This window comes from Papillibacter cinnamivorans DSM 12816 (assembly GCF_900176335.1).
Lineage (GTDB): Bacteria > Bacillota > Clostridia > Oscillospirales > Oscillospiraceae > Papillibacter > Papillibacter cinnamivorans.
The window spans coordinates 360,183-385,593 of the sequence record NZ_FWXW01000002.1 but is presented as its reverse complement, the minus strand read 5'-3'; the positions used below and the strand labels follow the sequence as shown (position 1 = coordinate 385,593).

General features: G+C 60.4%; 22 protein-coding genes and 1 pseudogene. 2 read left to right on the top strand and 21 right to left on the bottom strand.

The window, feature by feature from the left end; translation table 11 throughout:
* Positions 1 to 47: 47 nt before the first annotated feature.
* The 3 genes from B9A13_RS04695 to fba form a co-directional block, all read right to left on the bottom strand.
* Entirely contained in the window at positions 48 to 2,057 is a 2,010-nt protein-coding gene (locus B9A13_RS04695) for a heavy metal translocating P-type ATPase (RefSeq protein ID WP_084233888.1), read from the bottom strand.
* On the bottom strand, positions 2,054 to 2,455 hold the full coding sequence (locus B9A13_RS04690) for an ArsR/SmtB family transcription factor (RefSeq protein WP_143806878.1): 402 nt from the start codon (positions 2,453 to 2,455) through the stop codon (positions 2,054 to 2,056). Before B9A13_RS04690 ends, B9A13_RS04695 begins: the two co-directional genes overlap by 4 nt.
* A gap of 211 nt (positions 2,456 to 2,666) precedes the next feature.
* Positions 2,667 to 3,602: a class II fructose-1,6-bisphosphate aldolase gene (gene fba, locus B9A13_RS04685; protein ID WP_084233886.1), complete on the bottom strand. Its 936-nt coding sequence runs from the start codon at positions 3,600 to 3,602 to the stop codon at positions 2,667 to 2,669.
* Between the two features lie 226 nt (positions 3,603 to 3,828).
* Here fba and B9A13_RS04680 point away from each other — a divergent pair, with 226 nt between their 5' ends.
* Positions 3,829 to 5,085 (top strand): 6-phosphofructokinase, encoded by a 1,257-nt coding sequence (locus B9A13_RS04680; protein WP_084233885.1) that lies wholly within the window; start codon positions 3,829 to 3,831, stop codon positions 5,083 to 5,085.
* 133 nt (positions 5,086 to 5,218) lie between these two features.
* Here the strand turns inward: B9A13_RS04680 and secF are convergent, their stop codons facing one another.
* From secF to leuC, 9 genes are all read right to left on the bottom strand, one after another.
* Complete coding sequence (secF, locus tag B9A13_RS14425) at positions 5,219 to 6,157, bottom strand: protein translocase subunit SecF (protein WP_084233884.1); 939 nt, start codon at positions 6,155 to 6,157, stop codon at positions 5,219 to 5,221.
* A complete protein-coding gene (secD, locus tag B9A13_RS14420) occupies positions 6,154 to 7,407 on the bottom strand; it encodes a protein translocase subunit SecD (RefSeq protein ID WP_242942775.1) in 1,254 nt (417 codons plus the stop codon). The genes secF and secD overlap by 4 nt, the downstream gene beginning before the upstream one ends.
* Before the next feature lie 190 nt (positions 7,408 to 7,597).
* Entirely contained in the window at positions 7,598 to 9,028 is a 1,431-nt protein-coding gene (purB, locus tag B9A13_RS04665; RefSeq protein ID WP_084233882.1) for an adenylosuccinate lyase, read from the bottom strand.
* Positions 9,029 to 9,034: 6 nt separating this feature from the next.
* Positions 9,035 to 10,225 carry a pyridoxal phosphate-dependent aminotransferase gene (locus B9A13_RS04660; protein WP_084233881.1) on the bottom strand — a complete coding sequence of 397 codons (1,191 nt, stop codon included), beginning with the start codon at positions 10,223 to 10,225 and terminating at the stop codon, positions 9,035 to 9,037.
* Between the two features lie 333 nt (positions 10,226 to 10,558).
* A complete protein-coding gene (locus B9A13_RS04655) occupies positions 10,559 to 11,338 on the bottom strand; it encodes a type III pantothenate kinase (RefSeq protein ID WP_084233880.1) in 780 nt (259 codons plus the stop codon).
* A gap of 76 nt (positions 11,339 to 11,414) precedes the next feature.
* The gene (locus B9A13_RS04650) at positions 11,415 to 12,065 is read right to left on the bottom strand and encodes a nitroreductase (RefSeq protein ID WP_159448027.1); all 651 of its coding nucleotides are present in this window, start codon (positions 12,063 to 12,065) and stop codon (positions 11,415 to 11,417) included.
* A gap of 135 nt (positions 12,066 to 12,200) precedes the next feature.
* Complete coding sequence (leuB, locus tag B9A13_RS04645; protein ID WP_084233878.1) at positions 12,201 to 13,271, bottom strand: 3-isopropylmalate dehydrogenase; 1,071 nt, start codon at positions 13,269 to 13,271, stop codon at positions 12,201 to 12,203.
* Between the two features lie 2 nt (positions 13,272 to 13,273).
* Positions 13,274 to 13,765 carry a 3-isopropylmalate dehydratase small subunit gene (gene leuD / locus B9A13_RS04640; RefSeq protein ID WP_084233877.1) on the bottom strand — a complete coding sequence of 164 codons (492 nt, stop codon included), beginning with the start codon at positions 13,763 to 13,765 and terminating at the stop codon, positions 13,274 to 13,276.
* 16 nt (positions 13,766 to 13,781) lie between these two features.
* Positions 13,782 to 15,041 (bottom strand): 3-isopropylmalate dehydratase large subunit, encoded by a 1,260-nt coding sequence (gene leuC / locus B9A13_RS04635; protein ID WP_084233876.1) that lies wholly within the window; start codon positions 15,039 to 15,041, stop codon positions 13,782 to 13,784.
* 247 nt (positions 15,042 to 15,288) lie between these two features.
* Between leuC and B9A13_RS04630 the strand changes: the two genes are divergently transcribed.
* Complete coding sequence (locus tag B9A13_RS04630) at positions 15,289 to 15,942, top strand: Crp/Fnr family transcriptional regulator (RefSeq protein ID WP_084233875.1); 654 nt, start codon at positions 15,289 to 15,291, stop codon at positions 15,940 to 15,942.
* Between the two features lie 842 nt (positions 15,943 to 16,784).
* Here B9A13_RS04630 and B9A13_RS04620 read toward each other — a convergent pair.
* From B9A13_RS04620 to gcvH, 9 genes and pseudogenes are all read right to left on the bottom strand, one after another.
* Positions 16,785 to 17,450, bottom strand: a complete 666-nt coding sequence (locus B9A13_RS04620) for an HD domain-containing protein (protein ID WP_084233873.1) — start codon at positions 17,448 to 17,450, stop codon at positions 16,785 to 16,787.
* Between the two features lie 206 nt (positions 17,451 to 17,656).
* Positions 17,657 to 17,941 (bottom strand): annotated as a pseudogene (locus B9A13_RS04615) (sporulation stage IV protein A); the annotation flags it as partial.
* Positions 17,929 to 19,557, bottom strand: coding sequence for a recombinase family protein (locus B9A13_RS04610; protein WP_084233872.1), 1,629 nt, complete (start codon positions 19,555 to 19,557; stop codon positions 17,929 to 17,931). The gene B9A13_RS04610 and the pseudogene B9A13_RS04615, both read right to left, overlap by 13 nt.
* Before the next feature lie 8 nt (positions 19,558 to 19,565).
* A complete protein-coding gene (locus B9A13_RS04605) occupies positions 19,566 to 19,748 on the bottom strand; it encodes a hypothetical protein (RefSeq protein ID WP_084233871.1) in 183 nt (60 codons plus the stop codon).
* Between the two features lie 145 nt (positions 19,749 to 19,893).
* Entirely contained in the window at positions 19,894 to 21,282 is a 1,389-nt protein-coding gene (lpdA, locus tag B9A13_RS04600) for a dihydrolipoyl dehydrogenase (protein WP_084233870.1), read from the bottom strand.
* A gap of 12 nt (positions 21,283 to 21,294) precedes the next feature.
* Positions 21,295 to 22,275 (bottom strand): lipoate--protein ligase, encoded by a 981-nt coding sequence (gene lplA, locus B9A13_RS04595; protein ID WP_084233869.1) that lies wholly within the window; start codon positions 22,273 to 22,275, stop codon positions 21,295 to 21,297.
* Positions 22,276 to 22,282: 7 nt separating this feature from the next.
* Positions 22,283 to 23,710, bottom strand: coding sequence for an aminomethyl-transferring glycine dehydrogenase subunit GcvPB (gene gcvPB, locus B9A13_RS04590; protein ID WP_084233868.1), 1,428 nt, complete (start codon positions 23,708 to 23,710; stop codon positions 22,283 to 22,285).
* Positions 23,707 to 25,026 (bottom strand): aminomethyl-transferring glycine dehydrogenase subunit GcvPA, encoded by a 1,320-nt coding sequence (gcvPA, locus tag B9A13_RS04585; RefSeq protein ID WP_084233867.1) that lies wholly within the window; start codon positions 25,024 to 25,026, stop codon positions 23,707 to 23,709. The genes gcvPB and gcvPA overlap by 4 nt, the downstream gene beginning before the upstream one ends.
* Positions 25,027 to 25,404 carry a glycine cleavage system protein GcvH gene (gene gcvH / locus B9A13_RS04580; RefSeq protein ID WP_084233866.1) on the bottom strand — a complete coding sequence of 126 codons (378 nt, stop codon included), beginning with the start codon at positions 25,402 to 25,404 and terminating at the stop codon, positions 25,027 to 25,029. It lies immediately after the preceding gene.
* Between the last annotated feature and the right edge of the window lie 7 nt (positions 25,405 to 25,411).

The following is a 25,411-nucleotide window of genomic DNA, read 5'->3' as shown; positions in this document are numbered from 1 at the left end:
GCCTTTCGTGATGTTTTCTTACTGGGACTTTTTTCTTAAAGTCAATTTCATTCGTTCACACGAAAACGCAGCAGGCGCATGGCATTTGCCACGGCAAGGAGGGAAACGCCCACGTCCGCGAAAACGGCCTGCCACATACCGGCAAGGCCCAGGGCGCCCATCACCAGAACAAGGAGCTTCACCGATATGGCAAAGGCGATATTTTCCTGCACGATCCGCCGGGTGGAACGGGCGATTTTCATGGCGGAAACCAAAGAGGACAGCTCGTCGGTCATGATGACCACGTCGGCGGCCTCCATTGCGGCGTCGGACCCAAGGGCCCCCATGGCGACGCCCACGTCAGCCCGGCGGAGGGCCGGAGCGTCGTTGATCCCGTCGCCGGCGTAAAGAAGGGTCCTGCCGGGAGAGGTTTCCTTTAGGAGCACTTCTATCCGGGATACCTTGTCGATCGGGAGAAGGCCCGACACAACCTCGTCGATTCCCGCCTCCTTGCCGATCCGGGCGGCCACTTCCTCCCTGTCGCCGGTGAGCATGACGGTCTTTCGCACGCCGGCGGACTTCAAAGCCCGGAGAGCTTCCGCCGTGTCTTTTTTCAGAGTGTCCCGCAGGAAGACGCCGCCCAGATACGCGCCGCCTTTTGCCACGTGGACGACCGTCTCGCCGGGATCGTCCCCGGGGACGGAAAGGCCCAGATCTTCCATAAGGATCCTGGTTCCGGCCCAGACGCTTTGCCCGTCCACACGAGCACGGACGCCTTTTCCGGGAAGCTCGGTATACTCCGAGATGCGGGTGGTATCGGCCGATCCCCCCCAGGCTTCCCGGATAGACCGCGCCACAGGATGGGAAGACAGGCTTTCCACAAGAGCGGCATATTCCAGAAGCTCCTTGTCGCTTACGGAAACAGGAGCGAGCTTCACCACGCGGAATTTTCCCCGGGTGAGGGTCCCCGTCTTATCAAAGACGGCAATTTCCGCATGGCACAGGGCTTCCAGGTAGTTGCCGCCCTTGACCAGCACCCCGGCCCGGGAGGCCCTGCCGATCCCGGCAAAATAGCCCATGGGGACGGAGATCACCAGGGCACAGGGACAGGAAACCACCAGAAAGATAAGCGCCCGGTGCAGCCCCTCGGCCCAGCCGATACCGGCGAGAGGCGGGAGCAGAAGAGCGAGGATGATTGCCACAGCCACCACCGCGGGGGTATAGATTCCGGCAAACTTCGTGATGAACTGCTCGGGTACGGCTTTGTTTTCCGCCGAGTCCTCCACCAGACGCAGGATCCTGGAGGCGGTGGAATCTCCATAGGTTTTTTGTACCCGGACCTTGAGGACGCCGCTTTGGTTGAGAAAGCCGGAGAGGACGGGAGACCCGGGATTCGCGGGCCGGGGCTCAGACTCTCCCGTGAGGGCGGAGGTGTCCAGCCAGGACTCCCCTTCCAGCACATCGCCGTCCAGGGGGATCTTTTCGCCGGGATGCACCAGAATGAGATCTCCCACGGCGATATCCTCGGGGTTTGTTTCCACCGGACGGCCGTCCACGATGCGGAAGGCCCTGTCAGGCCGAAGGTCCATAAGTTCCCTGACGGATCTTCTGGAACGGTCCACCGCGTACCCCTGAAAGAGCTCGCCCACCTGATAAAAGAGCATGACCGCCGCGGCTTCCGCCCGCTGGCCGATGAAAAAGGCGCCGAGGCTGGCCAAAGACATGAGGAAATTTTCGTCAAAGACGCGGCCCGCGGCGAGATTTCTTCCCGCCCGGAGCAGAACATCCCAGCCGGCCAGAAGATAAGCCGCGGCGCCCAGCAAAAAAGACAGCGGCCCCGGCAGACCGGGGAGAAAGGCAAGCGCCAGAAGAAGCCCCGAGACAATCAGCCGGAGCCGGGAGGCTCCCCTTCCCTCTTCGCCGGAGCCGCCGTGGGCATGGCTGTGATCGTGACACGCGCAGCAGGCGCAGTCCTGTGCGGATGCGGAACTGCTGCAGGGATCCTCCCGGCAGGCGCAGGCGGATTCGCTTGTGCCGCCATGACGGGGACCGGGGCGGCTCTTTTTCCTGCCGGTCATGCGGATCCCTCCTGAACGTGCTGGAACGCCACGGCAAAAATCTGGCCGATGTGCTCGTCGTCCAGGGAATAATAGACCACCTTGCCGCTCCTGCGGAATTTCACCATGCGCGCCTGCTTGAGAATACGGAGCTGGTGGGAAACGGCGGACTGAGACATGCCCAGCAGGACCGACAGGTCGCAGACGCAGAGCTCGGAGAGGTTCAGAGCGCAGATGATCCTCGCTCTCGTGGAATCCCCGAAGACCTTGAAGAGTTCGGCCACCTCGATGAGCGGATCCTCCGGGGGCATTTTCTTCCGGACCTCGGACAAAGCCTCCTCGTGAATCACCGTAGTTTCACAGCAGTCGGAGAAATGGGTTTCTTTATTCAATATCGGCGCCTCCCTTGCGGACAACATATCACAAAATAAGTATGAACGTATGAACAATTGTTCATACGTTCATACTACTTCCCTTTCCCGATTTTGTCAAGAGGTTGAATAAGATTCCGGGCTGACTCCATATAGGTACGGACGGTCTCGGGGCACTTTCCCGATTCCGTCAGGCTTATAAAACCGAGGCGCGCGGGCTTAATAGCCCGCGCGCCTCGGTTTTTTATTCCGGCAGGAATCAATATGCTTTCCCGTTGCAGCCGAGGACATGGATCATCTTGTGGGCAACAAGGGCCCGGATGTTGTCCCGGCCGGGAGTCAGATACTGTCTGGGATCAAAGTGGTCCGGGTGTTCCGCCAGGTGTTTGCGGACTCCGGCGGTCATGGCCAGGCGGAGATCCGAGTCGATGTTGATCTTGCACACCGCCATATGAGCGGCTTTGCGCAGCATGTCTTCGGGAACTCCAATGGCGTTTGGCATGGCGCCGCCGAACTCATTGATCTGGGCCACATACTCGGGGATCACCGAAGAGGCCCCGTGGAGGACGATGGGAAATCCGGGAAGCCTTTTTTCCACTTCCTCCAGGATATCGAAGCGGAGCTGAGGCTTCTGCCCGGGCTTGAATTTATACGCCCCGTGGCTGGTGCCGATGGCGATGGCCAGAGAGTCGACGCCGGTGGAGCGGACAAACTCCTCCACCTGGCCGGGATCGGTATAGGACGAGTCCTCGGCGGACACATTAACTGCGTCCTCAATGCCGGCCAGACGGCCCAGTTCCCCTTCCACCACCACTCCCTTTTCGTGGGCGTAGTCCACCACCTGCTTCGTCAGGCGGATGTTGTCTTTAAAAGAGTGCTTGGAGCCGTCGATCATCACGGAGGTAAAGCCGCCGTCGATGCAGGATTTGCAGATTTCAAAATCCTCCCCGTGGTCCAGGTGAACGCAGATGGGAAGCCCCGTGTCTTCTATGGCAGCCTCGATGAGCTTCATGAGATAGACATGCTTCGCGTATTTCCGGGCGCCGGCGGAAACCTGCAGGATCAGGGGGGACATGGTTTCCTTGGCCGCTTCCGTAATGCCCTGAATGATCTCCATATTATTGACGTTGAAGGCGCCGATGGCATATCCGCCCTCGTAGGCCTTCCGGAACATCTCCTTGGATGTGACAAGCATTGAACCCATCTCCTTGTAGAAATTCTACATAAATTTTACCAGCTTTTTGGGCGGATTGCAAGAAAAATCGACGCTGTGGGGGAAACGCTGCGGGATAGTATGCACCGTACTCCTATCAGTATGAACGGGCGGTTTGATTTTATCGGGTTTCCGTGATATGATTTTTTTACCAGAATTAACGGCCGGAAAATCCGGCCTAAAACATACGGGCAAGGGGGACTCACCAATGAAGGAACTAAAAGGCGCGTGCATCATCGGGCAGTCGGGCGGACCCACCTCGGTCATCAACGCCAGCGCTCTGGGCGCCATACGGACCGCGCTGGACTCCGGAACAATCACAAGGGTACTGGGAGCCGCCCACGGGATTCGGGGCGTGCTGGACGACAGGCTCTACGACATGGGCAAGGAAGACCCGGCGGAGCTGGAGCTTCTTCGTTACACCCCGTCCTCCGCCCTGGGCTCGGTGCGCTATAAAATGAAGGACCCGGACAAGGACCCGAAGGACTACGAGCGGATTCTGGAGATCTTCCGGAAATACGACGTGCGATATTTCTTTTATAACGGCGGCAACGACTCCATGGACACCTGCAACAAGATCAGCAAATTCATGCGCCGCTCGGGGCACGAGTGCCGGGTCATCGGCATCCCCAAGACCATCGACAACGATCTGTACGGCACCGACCACTGCCCCGGCTACGGCAGCGCCGCCAAATTCATCGCCACTACCTGCATGGAGGTCTATCAGGACGCCCGGGTCTACGACACGGGGATGATCACCGTCATCGAGATCATGGGGAGAAACGCCGGGTGGCTGGCCGCGGCGGCTTCCCTGGCATGCCTCAAGGGCGCGGGGCCCGACCTCGTCTACCTGCCGGAGCTTCCCTTCTCTTTGGAACGGTTCTATATCGACGTGGAGGAGATTTACCGCCGGACCGGCAAGGTGATCATCGGAGTTTCCGAGGGCATCCGAGACGAAAAAGGGACGTATATTTCCGAATACGGCTCGGCCATGGCCCAACAGAAGGACGCCTTTGGCCACGCCCAGATGGGGGGCCTCGCCACGACCCTGGCTTCCCTTCTCCAGGAGCGCACCGGGGCCAAGGTGAGGGGAATCGAGCTGAGCCTGCTGCAGCGATGCGCGGCCCATCTGGCCTCTCTCACGGACATCCGGGAGGCGTATCTGGCCGGGCAGGCCGCGGTGGAGGCGGCCATCGGCGGTGAGACGGACAAGATGGTGGCCTTCCGGCGGGATACCGGAACCCGGGGAGAATACCTCTGCCGGACGGAGCTTATCGATCTGCACCAGGTGGCGAACCTGGAGAAGAAGGTTCCCCGGGAGTGGATCAACGAGGCGGGGAACGGCATGAAACAGGAGTTTATCGACTACGCGCTGCCCCTCATCCAGGGGGAGCCGCATCTTCCCAAAGAAGATTCCCTTCCTCGCTTTGCAAGGCTCAAAAAGGTATTGACTTCGGAAGTATGAACCCCATCCCTCTTCCCCCTTCCCGGGGGGAAGGGGGGATATCGTGTTTAATGGGCTGCTGAAAATCCTTTGGATTTTCAGCAGCCCACTGCATATCCTATGATGATTTTGGGAAAACCGAGCTTTCCGGGACCTACGCCCGGGCGGCGCGCTTTCTGCTCTTATAGTTCTTCCACATGGTCCAGAGGGGGCCGGCGATACAAACGGTGGAATAGCAGCCGGAAATGGTACCGAACATCATGGGAAGGGCGAAGGTGCGGATGGACGTGATATTGTAAATCTGGGCGAATATAAAGACGATGGTGATGCTGACGAAGACGGTGATGTTGGTGTTGATGGAGCGGGAAATGGACTGGGTGATGGAGATGTCCACCAGCTCCTCCGTATTCACCTTTTTGCCCAGAAGGCGCGCGTTTTCACGGATCCGGTCGTAGATAACGATGGTGTCGTTGATGGAAAAGCCGATGATGGTAAGGACCGCGGCGATATAGGAATCTCCTACGGGAATCTGGAAGATGGCAAAGACCGAGGTGACCACCAGAACGTCGTGAATCAGGGCGACGATGGCCATTGCGCCGGCGGAGAAGCCTCCGATATTCCTAAAACGGATGCCCACATAAATCAAAATCAAAATGAAGGAAAGGGCGATGGCAATCATCCCGTTTTTGAAAAATCGCGCTCCGTAAGAAGGCTCCACGGTTTGGGAGTTCGTAAGGTTCATATTGGCGTCCGGGAAAGTGACGGTGAGGACCTGGGTGACGGTCTGCTGATCCTGGGAAGTGATGCCCTCATTCCCCGCCAGGTTTATCACCAGCGTCTGCCCACCGTTTGTGATATTGGTCTGGATCTGACAGTCGACGGTCTGCCCCAGTGTGCTCCCTATCACGGATTCGGCCTTGGTGACGTCCACGTCGCCGACGCAGGAGTAATTCAGAATGGTGCCGCCCTTGAACTTGATGTCCAACTGAAGGCCGTTTACCAGGGTGAAAATAACGCCGGTAAGGATGACGGCGATGGAAATGGCGAAATACACATAGCGGTGTTTGAAAAAGAAAACTCTCTTGACGTTCATTGTGCAAGCCTCCTCGCGCCGAAATACTGGGGTTTGCGCAGTCCCTTATACTCCGCCAGAGAGCGGATCATGAGCCGGGAGGCCGAGATGCCCGCCACAAAGTTCATGATGATGCCCCACAGGAGGGTGTAACCGAAGGACAGAAGGGACCCGGAACCGAAGATGAGGAGGATGATGGCCACGATAATGGTCGTGATATTGCCGTCGAAAACCGAGGAGAAGGCGCGGGAGAAGCCGGTGTCGATGGCGGAGCGGAGGGTCTTGCCGGAGTTCAGCTCCTCCTTGATGCGTTCGGAGACGATGACGTTTGCGTCCACTCCCATGCCCACCGAGAGGATCACGCCCGCGATGCCCGGGAGGGTGAGGGTGAACTGAGGAATAGACAGGGCCAGAAGCTGGCCCGTCACCTGAAGAGCCAGGGCGACGCAGGCCACAAGGCCGGGCACCCTATAGTACAGCAGCATGAACAGGCACACCAGAGCGAAGGCCACCTCGCCGGCCAGAACCATGACGTTGAGAGCGCCGGTTCCCAGTGTGGGACTGATGATATTGGTGGTTTTCGCCTCCATGGAAAAGGGCAGCGCGCCGGAGCTGATCTTCTGAGCCAGAGCTGCTGCGGCATCTTCGCTTTCCATGTTGTCGATATACGCCTCGCCGCCGGTGATCTGGGTTTTTACCGTGGGAGCGGAAATGAGGGTATCGTCCATGTAGATGGAAATCTTCTGGCCCACCAGACGCCCGGTGGCCTCGGAGAACTTGGTGGCTCCATCGTCGGTGAGCTCCAGCACGACGATGGGAGTCTTGGTGGTGCTTGTGAAATCAGCGTAGCTCTTTTTCACGTCTGAGCCTTCCAGAACGATGTTCCCGTCAGGGTCGCGGAAGGTGAGGTGTGCGGTTTCGCCCAGCTCGGAGACCGCTTTCTGGGGATCAAAATCGGTTTCATCGGACTTCCAGGGAAACTGCACGATGATTTGTCCGTTGGCGGAGTCGATTTTTACATCCCGGTCGGTGATGTTCTGGGCGTCCATTCGGGTTTCGATGATGGCCTTGGCCGCTTCCAGTTCGTCATCCGTGGGCGCGCGGTCCAGATCCTTGGGCGAATAGACGGCCTCCACACCGCCCCGGATATCGATGCCGAACCGCATGTTGTTGGCGCCGTTGAGCGTCAGGCCCCCCAGCTTCAGGCCGAAGAGCGCCACATACAGGGCAAACGCCGTGATCAGCACAACAATGAAAAAGGCAGGTTTCATCCGCGCAGATCCCATATACGCATTCCTCCAGTTCGTTCCAGGTATATTAATTGAACAAATATCAAGTATACCTCAGTTTGCCCAAAAGGCAAGAGCTTTTCTGCAATTCTTCCATTTTGACAGTGAAAAAGAGCGCCTACGCTTCCGTCGACGCTCCGGCGGCGCACCTATTTTCTTTCCGCCCGGCGGCCTATACCTTCGGTTTCGCGCCGTCCTTCATCAGATCGGCACAGCGCCGAAGGACGGGCGACACTTCCCCATTTAAAAATTCCTCCGTCTGCTCCTTGGCCCGGCCCGTATACCGGGCGGGCTCCAGATGTCCGGAGAGCTCCTCCAGGGTCATGCCGAAGGCGGGATCCCCCGCGATGAGCTCTATCAGGTTGTTGGGAAGCCCCAGGTCCTTCACGTTCCGTCCGGCTTCCAGAGAGTGGACCCGGAGGCGCTCGTGAAGCTCCTGGCGGTCGCCTCCCCGCTTGACGGCCTCCATGAGGATATTTTCCTCCGCCATGAAGGGCAGCTCCTCCCGGACGTGCTTCAAAACGACTTTATCGTGGACCACGAGGCCGGAGGCGACGTTTTCGCAGAGGATCAGGATGGCGTCGGATGCGAGAAAGGCCTCGGGAATGGCGATGCGCTTGTTGGCCGAGTCGTCCAGGGTGCGCTCCAGCCACTGGGAGGCGGCGGTAAAGGCGGGGTTCAGAGCATCTGTCATCACATACCGGGAAAGGGAGCAGATCCGCTCGGAGCGCATGGGGTTGCGCTTATAGGGCATGGCGGAAGAGCCCACCTGCTTAGCCTCGAAGGGTTCCTCCACCTCCTTGAGGTGGGCCAAAAGGCGCAGGTCGGTGGCAAATTTGGAAGCGCTCTGGGCGATGCCCGAAAGGGTGGCGCAGACCGCGGCGTCCGTCTTCCGGGAATAGGTCTGCCCGGAAACCGGCACCACGCCGGAAAAGCCCATTTCCTCGGCGATCATGGCATCCAACTTTTTCACCTTTTCATGATCCCCGTCGAAGAGGGCCAGGAAACTGGCCTGGGTACCGGTGGTCCCCTTGGAACCCAGGAGCTTCAAATGCTCCAGGCGGTATTCCACCTCCTCCAGATCCGTGAGAAAATCCTGGATCCAGAGAGTGGCGCGCTTACCAACGGTGGTGAGCTGGGCGGGCTGAAAATGGGTGAAGCCCAGGGTGGGAAGGGCTTTGTATTCCGAAGCAAATTCCGAAAGGGCGGCGATCACCCGGAGAAGGCCGGCCTTCAGCAGCGTGAGCCCCTCCCGCATAAGGATCAGGTCGGTATTGTCCCCCACGTAGCAGCTGGTGGCCCCCAGGTGGATAATGGGCATGGCCGCGGGGCACTGCTCGCCGTAAGCGTGGATATGCGCCATGACGTCATGGCGCAGTTCCTTTTCCCAGCGGGCGGCGGAGTCGTAGTTGATGTCGTCCTTATGGGCTTCCATCTGGGCGATCTGCTCGCCGGAAACGGGCAGGCCCAGAGATTTTTCCGCCCGGGCAAGGGCGATCCAGAGGCGGCGCCAGGTGGAAAACTTCCGGTCGGGAGAAAAGAGGGCGAGCATCTCGTCGCTGGCGTAGCGGGAGGCCAGCGGGCTTTCATAGGTGTCTTTCATCATACCCTATCCTTTTAAGAATTGTTCAAGGCGGTCGAGCCCCTTTTTAATGTTCTCCATGGATGTGGCGTAAGACCAGCGGACAAAGTCCGGCGCTCCGAAACCGGAGCAGGGCACCAGGGCCACGAGACCCGTTTTGAGGAAAGCCTTCGCAAAATCGTCGGAGTCGCGGATTTCGATTCCTCCCAGGGTCCGGCCCAGCTGCCGCTTGAGGTTCATCATCACATAGAAGGCTCCCGAGGGCTTCAGGCAGCTCACGCCGGAGATGGAGTTCATCCGGGAGACGATGTAATTCCGACGTTCCTCAAAGGCTTCCCGCATGCGCTCCACGCTGTCCTGGGGGCCGGTGAGGGCTTCCAGGGCGGCCATCTGGGAGATGGAGCTGGGGGCGGAGGTGGAGTGGCTGAGATAGGCGGACATGAGGGAGGAAAGGCGCTGGTTCGCCGCGGCGTAGCCCACGCGCCAGCCCGTCATGGCATAGGACTTGGACACGCCGTTTACCAGGATGGTGAGCTCCTTGATATCCTCCCCCAAAGAGGGCACGCTCACAAAGGGCAGGCCGTCGTAGATCAGCTTGTAGTAGATCTCGTCGGAGATGAGATAGATCTCGTTTTCCACGCAGATGCGGGCGATGGAGGAAAGCTCTTCTCTATTATACACCATTCCCGTGGGATTGGAGGGGGAATTTAAAATCATCGCCTTGGTTTTTTCCGTGACGGCTGAGCGCAGCTTGTCTATGTTCAGCTTGAAGTCATCTTCCTCCGGGGCGTTTACGACAACGGGAACTCCCCCCGCCATCTTGATCATCTCGTAATAGCTGACCCAGTATGGCGCGGGCAGGATGACCTCGTCCCCGGGATTGAGGAGCACCTGCAGGGCGATATACACATTGTGCTTGGCCCCGCTGGCCACGGTGATCTGGGAAGGAGCGTAGGAAACGCCGCAGTCGGCCTCCAGCCGGCGGCAGACGGCCGCGCGCAGCGGCTCGATACCCGGCGTGGGGGTGTACCGGGTGAAATTCGCCTCAATGGCGGCGACGGCGGCCTTTTTAATATTGTCCGGCGTGTCGAAATCCGGTTCGCCGGCGCCGAAGCCGATGACGTCGATCCCGTCCGCCTTCATCTTTTTATACATCGCGTCGATGGCCATGGTGGTGGACGGGGTGACCGCGGCGGCGATTCTGGATACTTCTTTCATACTCTACTCCCCTGTTCGCTGCAAAGGCCGCAGTTCCTGCAGCCCTTTTTTATACGGAATTTGGTTTTACAACATTATATGTTCCAACTTGCAGAATTGCAAGAAAATTTACAAAAAAATCATGAAATCTGAATGCGGCGGCGAAGGATGATTCAATTTCACAAACAACATGCGGGAAAAAATCCCCGAGGGAAGGATACGGGCGGCAGAGAACTCATTATACAGCAAAATTGACCCAAAAAGCAGGGCGAATAGTGACAAAAATCCTGTCAGTATCCGCCCCGACCTTTCTATTCTGTCCAATACCCTGCCCCGCAGCCGTTTTGCCGGAGCTTACCGGCAGCACTCGGCGTTGCGGTAATAGATAAGGTACAAACCCTCCATGAGGAGATCCTTATTGTAGATGATGCTGCGGCGGCACTGAGGAAGAATAAGGGGAGCGTTGCCCCCGGTGGCCACCACGGTGGAGACGGAGCCGGCCGTCTCCTCAATGCGGCCGATGACATTGTCGATCATGCCGGCGTTGCCGTACAGGATACCGGAGCGCATGGAGTCGATGGTGTTTTTCCCGATGAGGGAGTCCGGTGTATCGATGGAGATAAAGGGAAGCTGGGCGGCATGCTCGGAGAGGGCCTCCAGGGCGATGCGCACGCCGGGAAAGATGATGCAGCCTTCGAAGGTGTTGCGCTCGCTGATGAGGGAAAATGTGGTGGCGGTTCCCATGTCGATGACGACGATGGGAGTCTTGTACTTATTGAGTGCGGAAACCGCGCTGGCCACGATGTCGGAACCCAGCTGGGCGTGAATTTCCGTTTTGATATTTAGCCCGGTCTTGATGCCAGGCCCCACCACCATGGGGGGCTTCCCGAAAAGCGTTTCGATGGCCGCGGCCACACTGGAGGTGACGGGAGGCACCACGCTGCAGACGATGGCCCCGGTAACGGCGGCCAGGTCGCACTTATAGAGCCGGAACAGGTTCATGATGGCGATGGCGCACTGGTCGCAGGTGGCGTTCTTGTCGGTGTTGAGCGAAGAGATGAAGACCAGCCGCGCGCCCTCGCCGAACAGGCCCACGGAGATGGTGGAATTTCCGATATCGATGGCCAGAAGCATGACAGATCCCCCTTTATCCCAATAAGCAGTTACCAAAGCCGAAGAGAGGAAGCCAAAACGTCCGCGGGGCGGTTACTCAGTCAAATCCCTTCAGGACGGCAAACTCGCCCGCCGGCCTGCGGGCGCTCCGGAAGGCGTTGATGGGATGGGACGTATCCTCGTACCCTATGGCGATGCCGAAGATCACGGAAAGAGTATCGGGGATACCCAGTTCCCTTCGGATCACATCCGGATAATGGACCAGATTGACGGCGGGAATGGTGGAAAGGCCGCGCTGGGCCGCTTCCAGCATGATGCTCTGGCTGAAGGCCCCAAGGTCGAAGATGGACCAGGGTGTGAGTGTTTTGTCCATGCACAGATAGATGACGGCGGGGGCGTAAAACCCCTTCAGGTTCAGCTGCCCGAACTGTTTTACCGCTTCCCCCGCGGCCAGGGCCATGTCCGCCGTGAGCTGCTGGGTGCGTTTTTTGTGTTCCTCCGGCCAGCTTTTCGGGCGCGGGAGATCGGGACACGGCGGCGTCCCGCTGCCAAACCGTTCCAGGAAGCCGTCCTTGATTGCCTGAAGGACGTCGCCCGCTGCGACGTAAACCTCCCAGGGCTGGGTGTTGGCCCAGGAGGGCGTGCGGGCTGCGGCTTCCAGAAGCTGCAGAATGACGCTGCGGTTCACGGGATCGGGTTTAAACGCCCGGCAGGAGCGGCGGGCCGACAATGCTTCGGTTACGTTCACGGCGATACCTCCATTCATGCTGTTTGGGAGCTCAGCCGGCCGCGGGCGCGGCCGGCTCTGAGCCTTTCTGATTTACTAAAACGAACGTGCAGAGCCCTGGGGATTGTTCAGGACGTAAAAGGGCGAAAGACGACGTCAGATATTGCCTCGGATGATTTTTCCCATCTCCCGGGTACCCAGGGGAGCGCCGGAGCCCGCCATGTCGGCGGTCCGGCAGCCGGAAGAGAGGGCAAGATCCACCGCCTTTTCAATGGCGGCGGCTTCCCCGGCGAGACGGAAGGAATAGCGGAACATCATGGCAGCGGACAGGATGGCGGCCACGGGATTTGCCTTGTCCTGACCGGCTATGTCGGGGGCGGAGCCGTGGATGGGCTCGTAAAGGCCGGGGGTCCTGTCCCCTATGGAGGCCGACGGCAGAAGGCCGATGGAGCCGGTGAGCATGCTGGCTTCGTCCGATAGGATGTCCCCGAACATGTTCTCGGTCACCAGGACGTCGAAGAAGGAGGGGTCCCGCACCAGCTGCATGGCGCAGTTGTCCACCAGCATGTCGGAATAGGCCACGTCGGGGTACTCCGCGGCCAGCCGGTGCATGACGGCACGCCAGAGGCGGGAGGTTTCCAGGACGTTTGCCTTGTCCACGCTCACGACCTTTTTCCGGCGCAGGCGGGCCAGCTCGAAGGCGCGGCGGCCGATCCGCTCGATCTCCATCTCGCTGTACTTCATGAGATCGGAGGCTTCCTCTCCCCTGTCCTCGGTCTGATACCGTTTCCGCTCTCCGAAGTAGATTCCCCCGGTGAGCTCCCTCAAGAGCATGAGATCGAAGCCCTTATCCGCTATATCGCTCCTCAGAGGGCAGGCGGCCTTCAGAGCCGGGCGGAGGGCCGCCGGGCGGAGGTTTGCGTAAAGCCCCAGGTCGGAACGGATGGCCAAAAGTGCCTTTTCCGGACGGAGAGCGGGAGGCAGATTGTCCCATTTGGGCCCGCCCACGGCGCCCAGCAAAACGGCGTCGGCCCGCTGACAGGCCTCCTTTGTCCCCTCGGGATAGGGCGTTCCCTTTGCGTCGTAAGCGCAGCCGCCCATGAGGACGTCGATCCATTCGTAGCTGTGGCCGAAGCGGGCTCCCACGGTCTCCAGGACGCCCACGGCCTCTTCCACCACCTCGGGGCCGATGCCGTCGCCCCGGATGAGAGCAATCTTGAAGTTCAACCTCAGACGCCCCTTTCCTTGAGAGAATTGAGAAGGCCGCCGGCGCGGATGATATTGGTCACGAATTCCGGGAAGGGGGCCGACTGAAAGGAGCGGCCCGTGGTCTCGTTTACAATGAGTCCGGTATCGAAGTCCACGCTCACCTGATCCCCGGGTTTAATGTCCGCTGCCGCCTCGGGGGATTCCATGATGGGAAGGCCGATGTTGATGGCGTTTCTGTAGAAGATCCGGGCAAAGCTGCCCGCGATGACGCAGGAGACGCCGCAGGCCCGGATGGCGATGGGCGCGTGTTCCCGGGAGGAGCCGCAGCCGAAATTGGCTCCGGCCACGATCAGGTCGTTCTTTTGTACCTTGCCAACAAAGGAGGCGTCGATATCCTCCATGCAGTGCTTAGCCAACTCCGCGGGGTCGGAGGTGTTCAAGTACCTCGCGGGGATGATGACGTCGGTATCCACGTTGTCTCCGTATCTGAAAACGGTTCCGGTGGTTTTCATATTCTTTTCTCCCTCCTCACAGTTCGTCGGGGGAGGCAACGACCCCCGCCACGGCGGAAGCCGCAGCGACCGCCGGGCTTGCCAGAATAATTTCAGATTCCGTATGTCCCATGCGGCCGACAAAATTGCGGTTGGTGGTGGCTACGGCCCGCTCGCCCTTGTAGAGGACGCCCATGTGGCCGCCGATGCAGGGCCCGCAGGTGGGGGTGCTCACGGCGCAGCCGGCTTTCACGAAGATCTCGATGAGCCCTTCCGCCAGGGCGTCCAGATAGACCTGCTGGGTGGCGGGGATGACGATGCATCTGACTCCGGGGGCCACCTTGCGGCCCTTCAGGATGGAAGCGGCGATACGCAGGTCGCCCAGACGCCCGTTGGTGCAGGAGCCGATGACGCTCTGGTCGATCTTAAGGCCGCGGACCTGGCTGACCTTCTGGGCGTTGGAGGGCAGATGGGGCAGTGAAACCGTGGGTTCGATCTCGGACAGGTCGATGGTGATCTCCTCGTCGTATTCCGCGTCGGGGTCGGCCTCGAAGGCCTCCCAGGGGCGGGTGACCCTGTCTTTCACATAGTCCCGCACGGCCTGGTCCACGGGGAAGATCCCGTTTTTGGCCCCCGCCTCGATGGCCATGTTGGCGATGGTGAACCGGTCGTCCATGGTGAGCTCCTTAACTCCGGGGCCGGTAAACTCCATGGATTTATAAAGAGCGCCGTCCACTCCGATTCTGCCGATGATGTGGAGGATGACGTCCTTGCCGCCCACCCAGGGACGCAGTTTGCCAATCAGGTTGAAGCGGATGGCGGAGGGTACCTTGAACCAGGCAACGCCGGCCGCCATGCCGGCCGCCATGTCGGTACTGCCCACGCCGGTGGAAAAAGCGCCCAGGGCCCCGTAGGTGCAGGTATGGGAGTCGGCCCCGATGACCGTCTCGCCGGGTGCCACCAGACCCTTTTCGGGAAGCAGGGCGTGCTCGATACCCATGTTCCCCACGTCGAAAAAGTTGGTGAGGCCGTGCTTTTTTGCAAAAGCGCGGGACTCGCTGCTCTGCTGGGCGGCCTTGATGTCCTTGTTGGGGGTGAAGTGGTCCAGGACGATGCAGACCCGGTCCTTGTCGAAGACACGGGTAAAGCCCGCCTTTTCAAATTCCTTGATGGCCACGGGGGCGGTGATGTCGTTTCCCATGACCAGGTCCAGCTTCGCCTCGATGAGCTGTCCGGCCTTCACCTCGGGAAGGCCCGCGTGTTTGGCCAGGATTTTCTGGGTCATCGTCATTGCCATGGCTTTTCCTCCTTTACAGGCCGGTGTCAGTATTATAGCACCGGCCGTTTTTGTTTGCAACGCGGGGACGCTCCGAAACTCGTGTGTCCGCCTCCCCTGCCCTGCCGGAGCCGGGATAAAATCCTGATAATGGGGGTGGTAGGATAGTTCCAGTATAAAAGGACTCTTGCCGCAAGAATGTAAACTGTGATACAATCTTACCAAGAAGATTTCCGGAACGGATTATCCGGACCGGAAAGGAGGAAGCATGCAGTACCGATACGAGTATTTCAACACCCGGGAGCTGGGGCTTGCTCCCGACGTGTGGCATAGGTTTGCCTCCGCCCTGCCGCCCCGGGTCTATGAAAAGGACCGGATGATCTACTGGCAGGGGGAGACGGCGGAACGGTTCTATTATCTCACGGAAGGCCGGGTCAAGACCTTCATCAGCTCCGGCGAGGGGGAGGAAAAGATCCTCACGGTCTACCAGGCAGGGCACATTTTCGGAGAGGCGTCGTTTTTCGACGGGATGCCCCGGGTCTCCTCGGCAAGAGCCCTGACGCGCTCCCGGATCGTCTCCATCTCGCGGGAGGTGGTGGCCGAGCAGTTTGCCCAGGATCCCTCTCTGGCCCTTTCCATGCTCCGGTACCTGGCACGGACGGTACGGATGCTCTCGGCCCAGGTGGACAACATGACCTTCCTCCAGGCCGACCGGCGGATCGCGCGGCTGCTTGTTAACCTCCAGGAGAGGGACGAGGACATCTTCTGCACCCACGAGGAGCTGGGCTCCTCCGCCGGGGTGAGCCGGGTGACGGTGAGCCGGGTGCTGGGGGAGTTCGAACGCCTGGGCTGGATCGATACGGGGTACCGGAAGATACGGATCCTCAAACGGGAGGAACTGAGGCATTTTGCGGGGATATAGGGTGCTTTTGTTTTTCGGCGGTTGCAAGGCTTTTCAGCATTTATTATTGATATTTATAAGCTTGGATGGGAGTTACGCGCTCCCCGCTGGCGGTAACTTTTTGTTTCTGCAAAAAGTCACCAAAAACAGACCAAGAGGCCCCGGCCTCTTGGATCTCCATGGGACGGGTGCTCCTTGAGACGCTCTTAATGAGTAATTGACTATCGGTAATTTCGAGCGCACGGACAGCTCTATGGCAAGAGGTCTGTTTTGAGCCCGCGATCGGAGCTCTCCAGGTTTTGGACTGTGGGGCTCAAGGAGTCTGCGAAAACCGAGTTTATACGACGATTGAGAGGATTAACTTTTTTAAAAGCGTCTGGTCTATGGGACACTTCAGAATTTCAAAGCTTCCGACTGTTGCTTTTTGTATTATGTTAACAATATGGGGATTGCTTTACTATCTTCTTCGATGTTGCTGGCAGAAGGTTTTAGCAGATTTTCTGAGCCGTCGGGACTGATTTTCGGAAGGCCTGTCGCGGGCTGAAAAATGGAGTTCCTGTTTTTTGAGCTATTCGTGCGGTTCTTCCTGCCGATGGCCGGGTTCTTTCGGAGGCGCATTTGCCGCAAAACTCTTCTTTGGGATCCAAGGGGCCGGAGCCTCTTGGCGCACCTTTTTCGGCCACTTTTCCCTGCGAGGGGGAAAATGGCCCCCCGCCGGAGGCGCGTAATACTCGTTATCTTAGCCTTTTGAAAAGACCGCCTACGAAAGCTTTGGACGGGAGCGCGCAGCTCCCGTCCAAACTAAGTAATGTAAAAGAGCTGCCCAAAAGCGCTTTTGGGCAGCTCCCTTTTTCAATAAGTTTTTACAGCAGGATGACGTCGTTGATGTCCAGGCGGAAGCGGAGGCCGAGGTAGTCGGCAGCCCGGCGGCACAGGAGCATCCGGTTTAAAAAAATCTCGAAATAGTCCATGACGGCGCTGATTTCGGTGTCGATTCGCAGGCTCAGAGTTATGGTTTTCTGTTCGGTATCCAGGTCCAGAGAGGAGTCGTACACCGCGTAGTTGACCCGGTCGTGAATATCGAATTTCGAAGAGTCCGGGTTTCGCACCCGGCTGCGGCGCACGTCGGTCTTGTCGGCCAGAATCAGGGCCGCGGAGGCGGCGTTTACCGGGATGGCGGAGGCCTCGTCGTGATTTCCGATGGAGGAGACCACCACAGTGATGTCCTCGGGGTCCATCCCCATGCGGCTGAGGATCTGAAAGGCGATCACCGCGCCGCTCTGGGCGTGGTCCACGCGGTTTACCATGTTGCCGATGTCGTGCATGAAGGCGGCGATGCGGGAAAGCTCGATTTCCCGATGGGAATAGCCCAGACGCTGCAGGATATCGCTGGCCACCTCGGCGCACTTTGTCACATGGGCCAAAGAGTGCTCGGTATAGCCCAGGGCTTCCAGCGTCACGTCCGCCTGGCGGATATAGGCCTGAATCTCAGGCGAGTTTTTGATGGTTTCAAACGTAACCGTACCCATGATTCCTCCCGGAGATCCGGCGGAATTCTTTATTCCGGATCTATGATCTAAGAATATCACGATTGCCGAAATTTATCCAGGGGGCAGAGAAAACGGAAGCGGATCGAAAAATCCTGTGGATTTTTCGATCCGCTTCCATGTTTGTTATCAGCGGTTTTTATACTGCGGTCCGGCAGGACGATTCAGCATTCCCAATTTCAGGCGGTTTACAGGATAATGCAGATGAGGCCGCCGCTGCCTTCGTTGATAATGCGCTGGAGGGTCTCCCGGAGCTTGCCCCGGGCATCCTCGGGCATGCGCTTAAGCTTGGCATGGAGGTCCTCGCTCACCAGCTCGTGGAAGGATTTGCCGAAGATGTTGGACTTCCAGATCTTGCTGGTGTCTCCCTCAAACTCCTGGAGGAGATAATTGATCAAATCTTCGGACTGCTTTTCGCTGCCCACGATGGGAGATACCTCCGTCTTGATATCGGCGCGGATCATATGTATTGCACGGAGCAGACGGAAGCCTTGCCCCGGCAGCGCCGTATTACAAAGGACAGGGGTTCCTTCAGGAATCGGAGCTTCGCCGTGACGAGCACCGCGCCCCCCTCCCCCGCCGAAACTTCCGCCCTGTCCAGGAGCGTGTCCGCAAGGGCCCTGTCAAAGCCTCCGGAAAGCTCCAGGGCGGCCGCGGCGGCGGATAGCAGGGTTTCCACGGAAAGTGGCTTTTCCTCCGGGACGGAGGACTCCAGGGCCTCCAGGCGGGCGGCGAGGCTTTCCAGCTCCCGGTTGAAGCCCTCGTTCCGCTCCCGGAACTCCTCCTCCGAAAGGGAGCCCCGGACGCAGAGGTCCAAAAGACGGTCCTTCCGGGCGCTCAAACGGCCGCGCTCCCGGAGAAGGGACGAGCGCTCCTTTTCCCGGACGGGAGAGACCGCGGGTTCCGAAAGAAGGTCCGCGAGAGCCCGGGCCAGCTCTTCCCGGCGGACGCCCGCCAGCTCCAGGGCTTCCCGGAGAAGCCTATCCAGCTCCTCGGTATATACCACGGGAACGGAGCAGGCGGCCCTTCCCCCGGAGGCGTATTCCCTGCACTGCCAGACCTCCCGGAGCCCGCCGGCACCGCGGTAGGCCGCGCGGTAGAAGGGCGCGCCGTGAACCGAGCAAAAGAGCTTGCCGCTGTAGGGGTAAAGGCTGCGGCAGGGGGCGCTCCCCTTCCCTTTCCCGCCCCGGGCGTCCAGCATGCGGCCCGCGCGGTCCCAGAGCTCCTCGGAGACGATGGGGGGCACGGTATCCTCGTCCTTATACAGGACCCACTCCGAGGGGTCCAGGCGGGCGCGGGCGGCCTCCCTGTAGTCCAGCTTGCGGGATTTTCCGCCGCAGTAGTAGCCTTTGTATTTGGGATTTGAAAGAATCCCGCGGATGGTGCTGAAGGAAAAGTCCCCTCCCCGGGAGTTTTTCAGGCCCCGCTGTGACAGATGGGCGCAGACGCCCCGGATACTCATCCCCCGGTCGGCATAGAGCTCGAAGATTTCCCGCACCAGAACCGCCTCGTCCTCTTTCACGATGAGCCGGCCGTCTTCCTTCCGGTAGCCCCAGATGCTGCCGTTTCCCAGGACCACGCCCCGTTCCACCGCCCGGCGGAAGCCGAAGGTGACCCGCTCGGAGATTTTGCGCACTTCGTCCTGGGCAATGCTGGAGAGGATGGCCAGGCGGAGCTCCGCGTCGGGGGCCAGGGTGTTGATGTTGTCCGACTGAAAGAGGACTCCCACTCCGCAGCCCAGGAGCTCCCGGGTGTACCGGATGCTGTCCAGGGTGCTGCGGGAAAAGCGGGAGATTTCTTTTGTGACCAGAAAGTCAAACCGGCCCAGGCGGGCGTCCTCCAGCATCCGCAGGAAATTTTCCCGCTTTATAACGCTGGTGCCGCTGAGCCCTTCGTCCACGTAGCCGCCCACCAGGACCCAGTTGGGATTTCTCCGGATGAAGCCGGAGAAATATTCCACCTGGGCTTTGAGAGAGTGAAGCTGCTCGTCCTTCTCGGTGGAGACCCTGGCGTAATAGGACACGCGCAGGGGCAGGTCGTAAATCGTCCTGCCTGCCTCCAGTTCCTGTTTCAGACGGTAGAGATCCATGTTTTGCGCTATCCCCTCCCGGTATCAGATTTTCCGGCGGCGCCGGCATGGGGCGGGCGCTCTTTTAAAAGCGCGGACCTTGTCCGGCGGTACGCTTCTTCCGTGACGATTTGTTCCTCCAGGAGCTTTTTCAGGGCCGAGAGCATCCATTCACGCTTGACCCGCTCCAGCCCCGGGCGATCGATTTCCAAGGCAAATCCCCCCTTGGGAAACTATATGCCGGACCTGTCCCAAATAGAAACCGCGCCGAGCAGAAAAAACAGACAAAACCCGGACTGCGAATGATCGCGGTCCGGGTTTTGTCTAAAAAAGAGAATGGTGAGGGAAAACAAAGTTTCAGCGCCCCAGGCCGGGAGAGGTGTGAACCGAGCGGCCGTCCACCGCTGCCAGGGCCTCGAAGATCCCCTCGGAGAAAGAGGGGTGGGGGCGGACACCTTTCAGAAGCTGCGTGCGCGTCATCTTCGCGGCGGCGGCCGCGGTCAGGCCGCCGATGAGCTCGGAGGCCTTGGGACAGAGAAGCTGGGCCCCCAGCAAAACCTCGGTCTCCCCATGGAAGACAAGGCGCACAAAGCCCCGCTGGCCGCCCTCGATGACGTTCCGGGCGTTACTGGTCATGAGGCTTTTTCCTGTTTTCACCGGGATTCCCCGGAGTTTGGCTTCGTCCGGCGTCAGCCCCACGGAGGCAAGCTCCGGTTCGGTATAGACGCAGGAGGGAATCAGGGAAAGATCGGCCTCCGGTGCAAGGCCCGCCATGCGCTCCACGGAGAAGACGCCCTCCGCTTCGGCCTTATGAGCCAGCTGCATGCCCCCCACGGCGTCCCCCACGGCGAAGACGCCGGGAACCGAGGTCTCGAAGTCCCCGTTTACCGCAATATAGCCCTTCTCGGTTTTTATCTCCAAACCGGGATCGAAAAGGCGATCCAGAGCGGGCCTTCGACCCGCGGCCACGAGGACGGCGGAACCCTCCGCGAGACCTTCCCGCTCCCCTGCGGCATACACGCAGGCAAGGCCGCCATCCGACTTCCGGATTTCCGACACTTTGGCTGAGAGGATTATCTGTACCCCCTGCTTTTTCAGAAGCTGGGCCAGGCTCTGGGAAAGCTCCCGGTCCATGGAGGGCACCAGTCTGTCCGTGAGCTCCAGGAGAGTGACGCGGCAGCCCAGGGCGGCATAAAGGCTCGCCATTTCCGCTCCCACCACCCCGCCGCCCAGGATCACGAGGCTCTGAAAGAGCGGCGAGCCGGATTCCAGCAGCCCGTCGCTGGTATAGACGCCGGGCAGCTTTATGCCGGGAATGGGAGGCAGCGCGGGCCGTCCTCCGGGGGAAACCAGAATGCGCTTCCCGGTAAGCAGCAGCTCACCCGCGGACACCCGGCCGGAGCCCAGCACCCGGGCCTCGGCGCGAAAGAGGGAGATTTTCCAGGATTTCACCAGGGCTTCCGTCCCGGCGCGAAGGCGCTCCACGGCCTCGTCTTTTTTTGCGCGGAGGGCGCCGAAATCCAGTTCTTCCGGACCGGGAACGGATAGCCCCAGCTCCCGGGCGCCCCGGAGGATCTCCGCGCTGCGCAGGAGGGCCTTGGTGGGAACGCACCCGCGGTTTAAGCAGGTGCCTCCCAGCTCCCGGGATTCCACCAGGGCGGTTTTCATGCCCAGACGGGCGGCGCGGACGGCGGCGGCGAGCCCTCCCGGGCCCGCGCCCACCACGATCAGGTCGAAAGAATCCATTTGGGGCACCTCCTACATCGCTTCGGTTTCCAGCCAGGCGCGAAGGTCGGCCAGAAGAGCAGAGTCTGAAAAGGATAAATGCTTTACAAGGTCCCGGGAGGAAAACGGGGCGCCCTCCAGGCTCCGGGAGAGAGTGTCAAAAAGTTCGGTTTCCATGGCGTCGGTATAGACGGCGGCCTGGCGGACGATGCCGCCCTCCACGCGGAGGGACAGCTCCACGCCGCCCCAGGGAAAACGCCGGGACAGTTCGGCGGTAAAGGGAACATTCTGCCCGAAGCGCCATTCCCGGGAGGAAAAGCGCCCCGTGAGCTCCGAAACCCGCTCTCTGTCCTTCCCCGTGAGTTCCCAGGCGCGGGGGCGGAGGCCGCAGACTTCGCCGAAGGCTTCCGTCAGGCGCGGAACCAGCGATTCCACGGTGAGGCCCGGACAAAGCTGGGCCAGGTTCACCACGCGGGAGCGCACGGACTCCACGCCCTTGGATTTAAGCTTATCCGGGGACACGCTCAGATACCGGGTGAGGGTATCCAGGTCGGAGCCCACCAGGAGAGTCCCATGGTGCAGCGAGCGGCCCCGGCCGTGCCAGTAGGCGCTGCCGGAAAACTTTCGGCCTTCCGCGGTCAGATCGTTGCGCCCGGACTTGGAGGCATCGATCCCCAGGTCCCGCACGGCGCGGAGGATCACCTCCAGCTGCCGGTCCTCGTCGTACTCCCGGGTGGGGAGAAGAAAGGTGAAGTTGAGATTGTGCAGGTCGTGATACACGGCGCCGCCGCCGGAGATGCGGCGGGCCAGATGCCCTCCCTCCCCTTCCAGCCGGGAGACCCGGCATTCCTTCCATGCGTTCTGGTTTTTGCCAATGACCACGGTGCGGTCGTTGCGCCAGAGGTAGAGAACGCAGGCATCGTCCGGAACCGCCTCCAGGAAAAAGGACTCCAGGGCCTGGTTTTCGAAAGGATGCGTTCCGGGGCTGCGGAAGGTGAAAAGCTGGGAGATCATAAAAACCTCATTCCTGCGCCGCCTCGCCGGGGGTATACCGGAGGACGGGATTGCGGGCGGCGGCTACCTCGTCGGGGCGGCGGACGGGAGTGTTCAGGGGGGCGTTTTTCAGAAGTTCCGGCCGATCATGAGCGGCTTTATATAATTCAAGGAAGAGATCCGCCGCCTCGTCCAGGGTTTCCTTGGTCTCGGTCTCGGTGGGTTCCAGCATAAGGGCCTCGTGGACGATGAGGGGGAAATACATGGTGGGCGGATGGATGCCCCGGTCGGCCAGGGCCTTGGCCAGGTCCAGGGCGGAAACGCCGGTTTCGCTTTTCAGGTCCTCCAGGGTGAGGACGAATTCGTGCATGCACCTGCCGGAATAGGCCGCCTTATATTTAGGCGAGAGCCTGTGCAGCAGGTAGTTTGCGTTTAAGACCGCGGTCTCGGAGGCCTCCAGCAGGCCGTCGCTTCCCAGAGAGAGAAGATACGCCAGGGCCCGGACCACCACCAGGAAATTGCCGTGAAAGGCCCGCACCTGCCCGATGCTCTCCGGGGAAACCGCGCCGGCAAGGCGGGAAGCGGGAAGATAAGGGCGCAGGGCCTCTTTGCAGCCCACGGGGCCGCTGCCGGGGCCTCCCCCGCCGTGAGGGGTGGAGAAGGTCTTGTGGAGATTTAAATGCACCACGTCGAAGCCCATGTCCCCGGGACGGGCGACGCCAAGGACGGCGTTTAAGTTGGCCCCGTCGTAATAGAGAAGACCGCCCGCTTCGTGGACGATGTCCGCGATCTCCCGGATGCCGGTGTCAAATAGCCCCAGTGTGTTGGGATTGGTGAGCATGAGGCCGGCGGTGTCTTCCCCAGCCGCCCGGCGCAGGGCATCCAGGTCCACGAGGCCGTCCTCCCGGGAGGGGAGATTCACCACGTCGAAGCCGGCCATGGCGGCGCTGGCGGGGTTGGTGCCGTGGGCCGAGTCGGGCACCAGGATTTTCATGCGCTTGAAGTCCCCCCGGGCGCGGTGATAGGCCCGGATGAGAAGAAGGCCGGTAAATTCCCCGTGGGCGCCGGCGGCGGGCTGGAAGCTCATGGCGTCCATCCCGGTGACGCGGCAGAGGGCGTCCTCAGCCAGATCCAGGACCGCCCGGCAGCCGGAAACGGTGTGTTCCGGCTGGAGGGGATGAACCTCCGTAAAGCCGGGAAGGGCGGCCAGTTCCTCGTTGATGCGGGGATTGTACTTCATGGTGCAGGAGCCCAGGGGATAGAAGCCGCAGTTGACGCCATAGGTCCGGCGGGACAGGGCGGAATAGTGGCGGCTCAGTTCGGTTTCGGAAAGCTCCGGCAGAGCGGGAGGGGTTTTCCGCAGGGCATCCTCCGGAAGGGCGTATTCCGGGACGTCCGAGTCCGGCAGATATCTTCCGCAGGAGCCGGGGAGGCTTTTTTCAAAAAGCAGCTTCATTTCCGGCACACCTCCTCCAGAATTTCGGCGGTTTTATCCAGCTCGGCCCGGGAGACCACCTCGGTGACGCACCAGAGAAGTCCCCTGTCCACGGGGAGACCTCCCAGGATTCCCCCTTTTTCCAGGGCGGCGAGGGCTGTTTCCCGGGAAACGGGGAGGGTCGTCACGAATTCATGGAAAAACTCGCCGGGATAGGCGAGAGAAACGCCGGGGATCCGGCAGAGCCGACCTGCCAGATAGTGGGCCTTGCTCACGGATTGGGAGGCGGCGTCTTTGACGCCGCCGGGGCCCATGGCGGCCATGTATACGGCGGCGGTGAGGGCGCAGAGGGCCTCGTTGGAGCAGATGTTGCTTCCCGCCTTTTCTCTCCGGATGTGCTGTTCCCGGGCCTGGAGGGTAAGGACGAAGACGCGGTTTCCTTCGGCATCATGAGTCTGGCCCACCAGGCGGCCGGGAAGGCGGCGCATAAGGGCGCGGCTTGCCGCCATGAAGCCCAGATAGGGCCCTCCCCAGGAAAGAGGCAGGCCCAGGGGCTGGCCCTCCCCCACGGCCACGTCGGCTCCGCACTCGGAGGGAGATTTTATAAGCCCCAGAGAGATGGGGTTGACACCCATGACGAATTTGGCCCCGGCAGTATGGGTAGCTGCGGCCAGGGCTTCACAGGGCTCCAGAAGACCGAAGAAGTTGGGCTGCTGGATATAGACGCAGGCCGTTTCCCCGTCCAGAAGAGCGACCAGGGCAGACGGATCGGTTTTGCCCTCCGGGGCCGGAATGAGAACAACTTCGGCGCCCGCGCCTTCGGAGTAGGTGCGCAGGGTGGCTATGGTTTCGGGACTCGCGGCGGCGGAGACAAGAGTTTTCGTCCGCTTCCGCTCCCGGCACATGGCGGCGGCCTCGGCGGCGGCGGAAGCTCCGTCGTAAACCGAGGCGTTGGAGACGTCCATGCCCGTGAGTTCACAGATCATGGTCTGATATTCGAAGATGGCCTGGAGAATCCCCTGGCTGATCTCCGCCTGATAGGGGGTATAGGCGGTGAGAAACTCCTCCTTGGCGGGGATATACTTCACCACCGAGGGGATATAGTGCCGGTAGGCCCCCGCTCCGCGCAGGACGGTGGGAAAGACGGTATTTCGGGCGGCCAGGGCGGAGACCTCCCGCCGTACCTCCAGCTCGCTCTTTCCCCCGGGCAGATCCAGGGGGGCGGAGAGCTTCACCCCGCCGGGAATATGAGAAAACAGATCCGAAGCGGATTCAAGACCCAGGGCGGCGAGCATCTCCCGGCGTTCGGTATCCGGGGAGGGGATATAACCGCCCATTTACTTTCCCTCCACGAAGGCTTCATACTCCGAAGCGTTCATGAGGCGGACCTTCCCGGTGATCTCCCCCACCCTGACAAACCAGGCTTCATAGGGGGATTCGTTGATGGAGGCGGGAGAATCCTGGAGCGCCACGTTGATTTCCAACACGACGCCGGTGACGGGACTGAGCACCTCGGAGACCGCCTTGACGGACTCCACCTCACCGAAGGGGTCCCCCGCCGTAACGCCGTCTCCCTCTTCAGGGAGAGTGACGAAGACCAGGTCTCCCAGCTCGTGCTGGGCGTAGTCGGTGAGGCCGACGAGAGCCGTTTTGTCCTCAGAAAAGGAGACCCATTCGTGGGATTCGGAATACTGAAGATTTTCAGGAAAATGCATGACGATT

Excerpts from the sequence above, each read along its gene's own strand:
- B9A13_RS04695 (WP_084233888.1), bottom strand. The coding sequence starts at position 2,057 with ATGACCGGCAGGAAAAAGAGCCGCCCCGGTCCCCGTCATGGCGGCACA.
- B9A13_RS04690 (WP_143806878.1), bottom strand. The coding sequence starts at position 2,455 with ATGTTGTCCGCAAGGGAGGCGCCGATATTGAATAAAGAAACCCATTTC.
- fba (WP_084233886.1), bottom strand. The coding sequence starts at position 3,602 with ATGCTTGTCACATCCAAGGAGATGTTCCGGAAGGCCTACGAGGGCGGA.
- B9A13_RS04680 (WP_084233885.1), top strand. The coding sequence starts at position 3,829 with ATGAAGGAACTAAAAGGCGCGTGCATCATCGGGCAGTCGGGCGGACCC.
- secF (WP_084233884.1), bottom strand. The coding sequence starts at position 6,157 with ATGAACGTCAAGAGAGTTTTCTTTTTCAAACACCGCTATGTGTATTTC.
- secD (WP_242942775.1), bottom strand. The coding sequence starts at position 7,407 with ATGAAACCTGCCTTTTTCATTGTTGTGCTGATCACGGCGTTTGCCCTG.
- purB (WP_084233882.1), bottom strand. The coding sequence starts at position 9,028 with ATGAAAGACACCTATGAAAGCCCGCTGGCCTCCCGCTACGCCAGCGAC.
- B9A13_RS04660 (WP_084233881.1), bottom strand. The coding sequence starts at position 10,225 with ATGAAAGAAGTATCCAGAATCGCCGCCGCGGTCACCCCGTCCACCACC.
- B9A13_RS04655 (WP_084233880.1), bottom strand. The coding sequence starts at position 11,338 with ATGCTTCTGGCCATCGATATCGGAAATTCCACCATCTCCGTGGGCCTG.
- leuD (WP_084233877.1), bottom strand. The coding sequence starts at position 13,765 with ATGAAAACCACCGGAACCGTTTTCAGATACGGAGACAACGTGGATACC.
- leuC (WP_084233876.1), bottom strand. The coding sequence starts at position 15,041 with ATGGCAATGACGATGACCCAGAAAATCCTGGCCAAACACGCGGGCCTT.
- B9A13_RS04630 (WP_084233875.1), top strand. The coding sequence starts at position 15,289 with ATGCAGTACCGATACGAGTATTTCAACACCCGGGAGCTGGGGCTTGCT.
- B9A13_RS04620 (WP_084233873.1), bottom strand. The coding sequence starts at position 17,450 with ATGGGTACGGTTACGTTTGAAACCATCAAAAACTCGCCTGAGATTCAG.
- B9A13_RS04610 (WP_084233872.1), bottom strand. The coding sequence starts at position 19,557 with ATGGATCTCTACCGTCTGAAACAGGAACTGGAGGCAGGCAGGACGATT.
- lpdA (WP_084233870.1), bottom strand. The coding sequence starts at position 21,282 with ATGGATTCTTTCGACCTGATCGTGGTGGGCGCGGGCCCGGGAGGGCTC.
- lplA (WP_084233869.1), bottom strand. The coding sequence starts at position 22,275 with ATGATCTCCCAGCTTTTCACCTTCCGCAGCCCCGGAACGCATCCTTTC.
- gcvPB (WP_084233868.1), bottom strand. The coding sequence starts at position 23,710 with ATGAAGCTGCTTTTTGAAAAAAGCCTCCCCGGCTCCTGCGGAAGATAT.
- gcvPA (WP_084233867.1), bottom strand. The coding sequence starts at position 25,026 with ATGGGCGGTTATATCCCCTCCCCGGATACCGAACGCCGGGAGATGCTC.
- gcvH (WP_084233866.1), bottom strand. The coding sequence starts at position 25,404 with ATGCATTTTCCTGAAAATCTTCAGTATTCCGAATCCCACGAATGGGTC.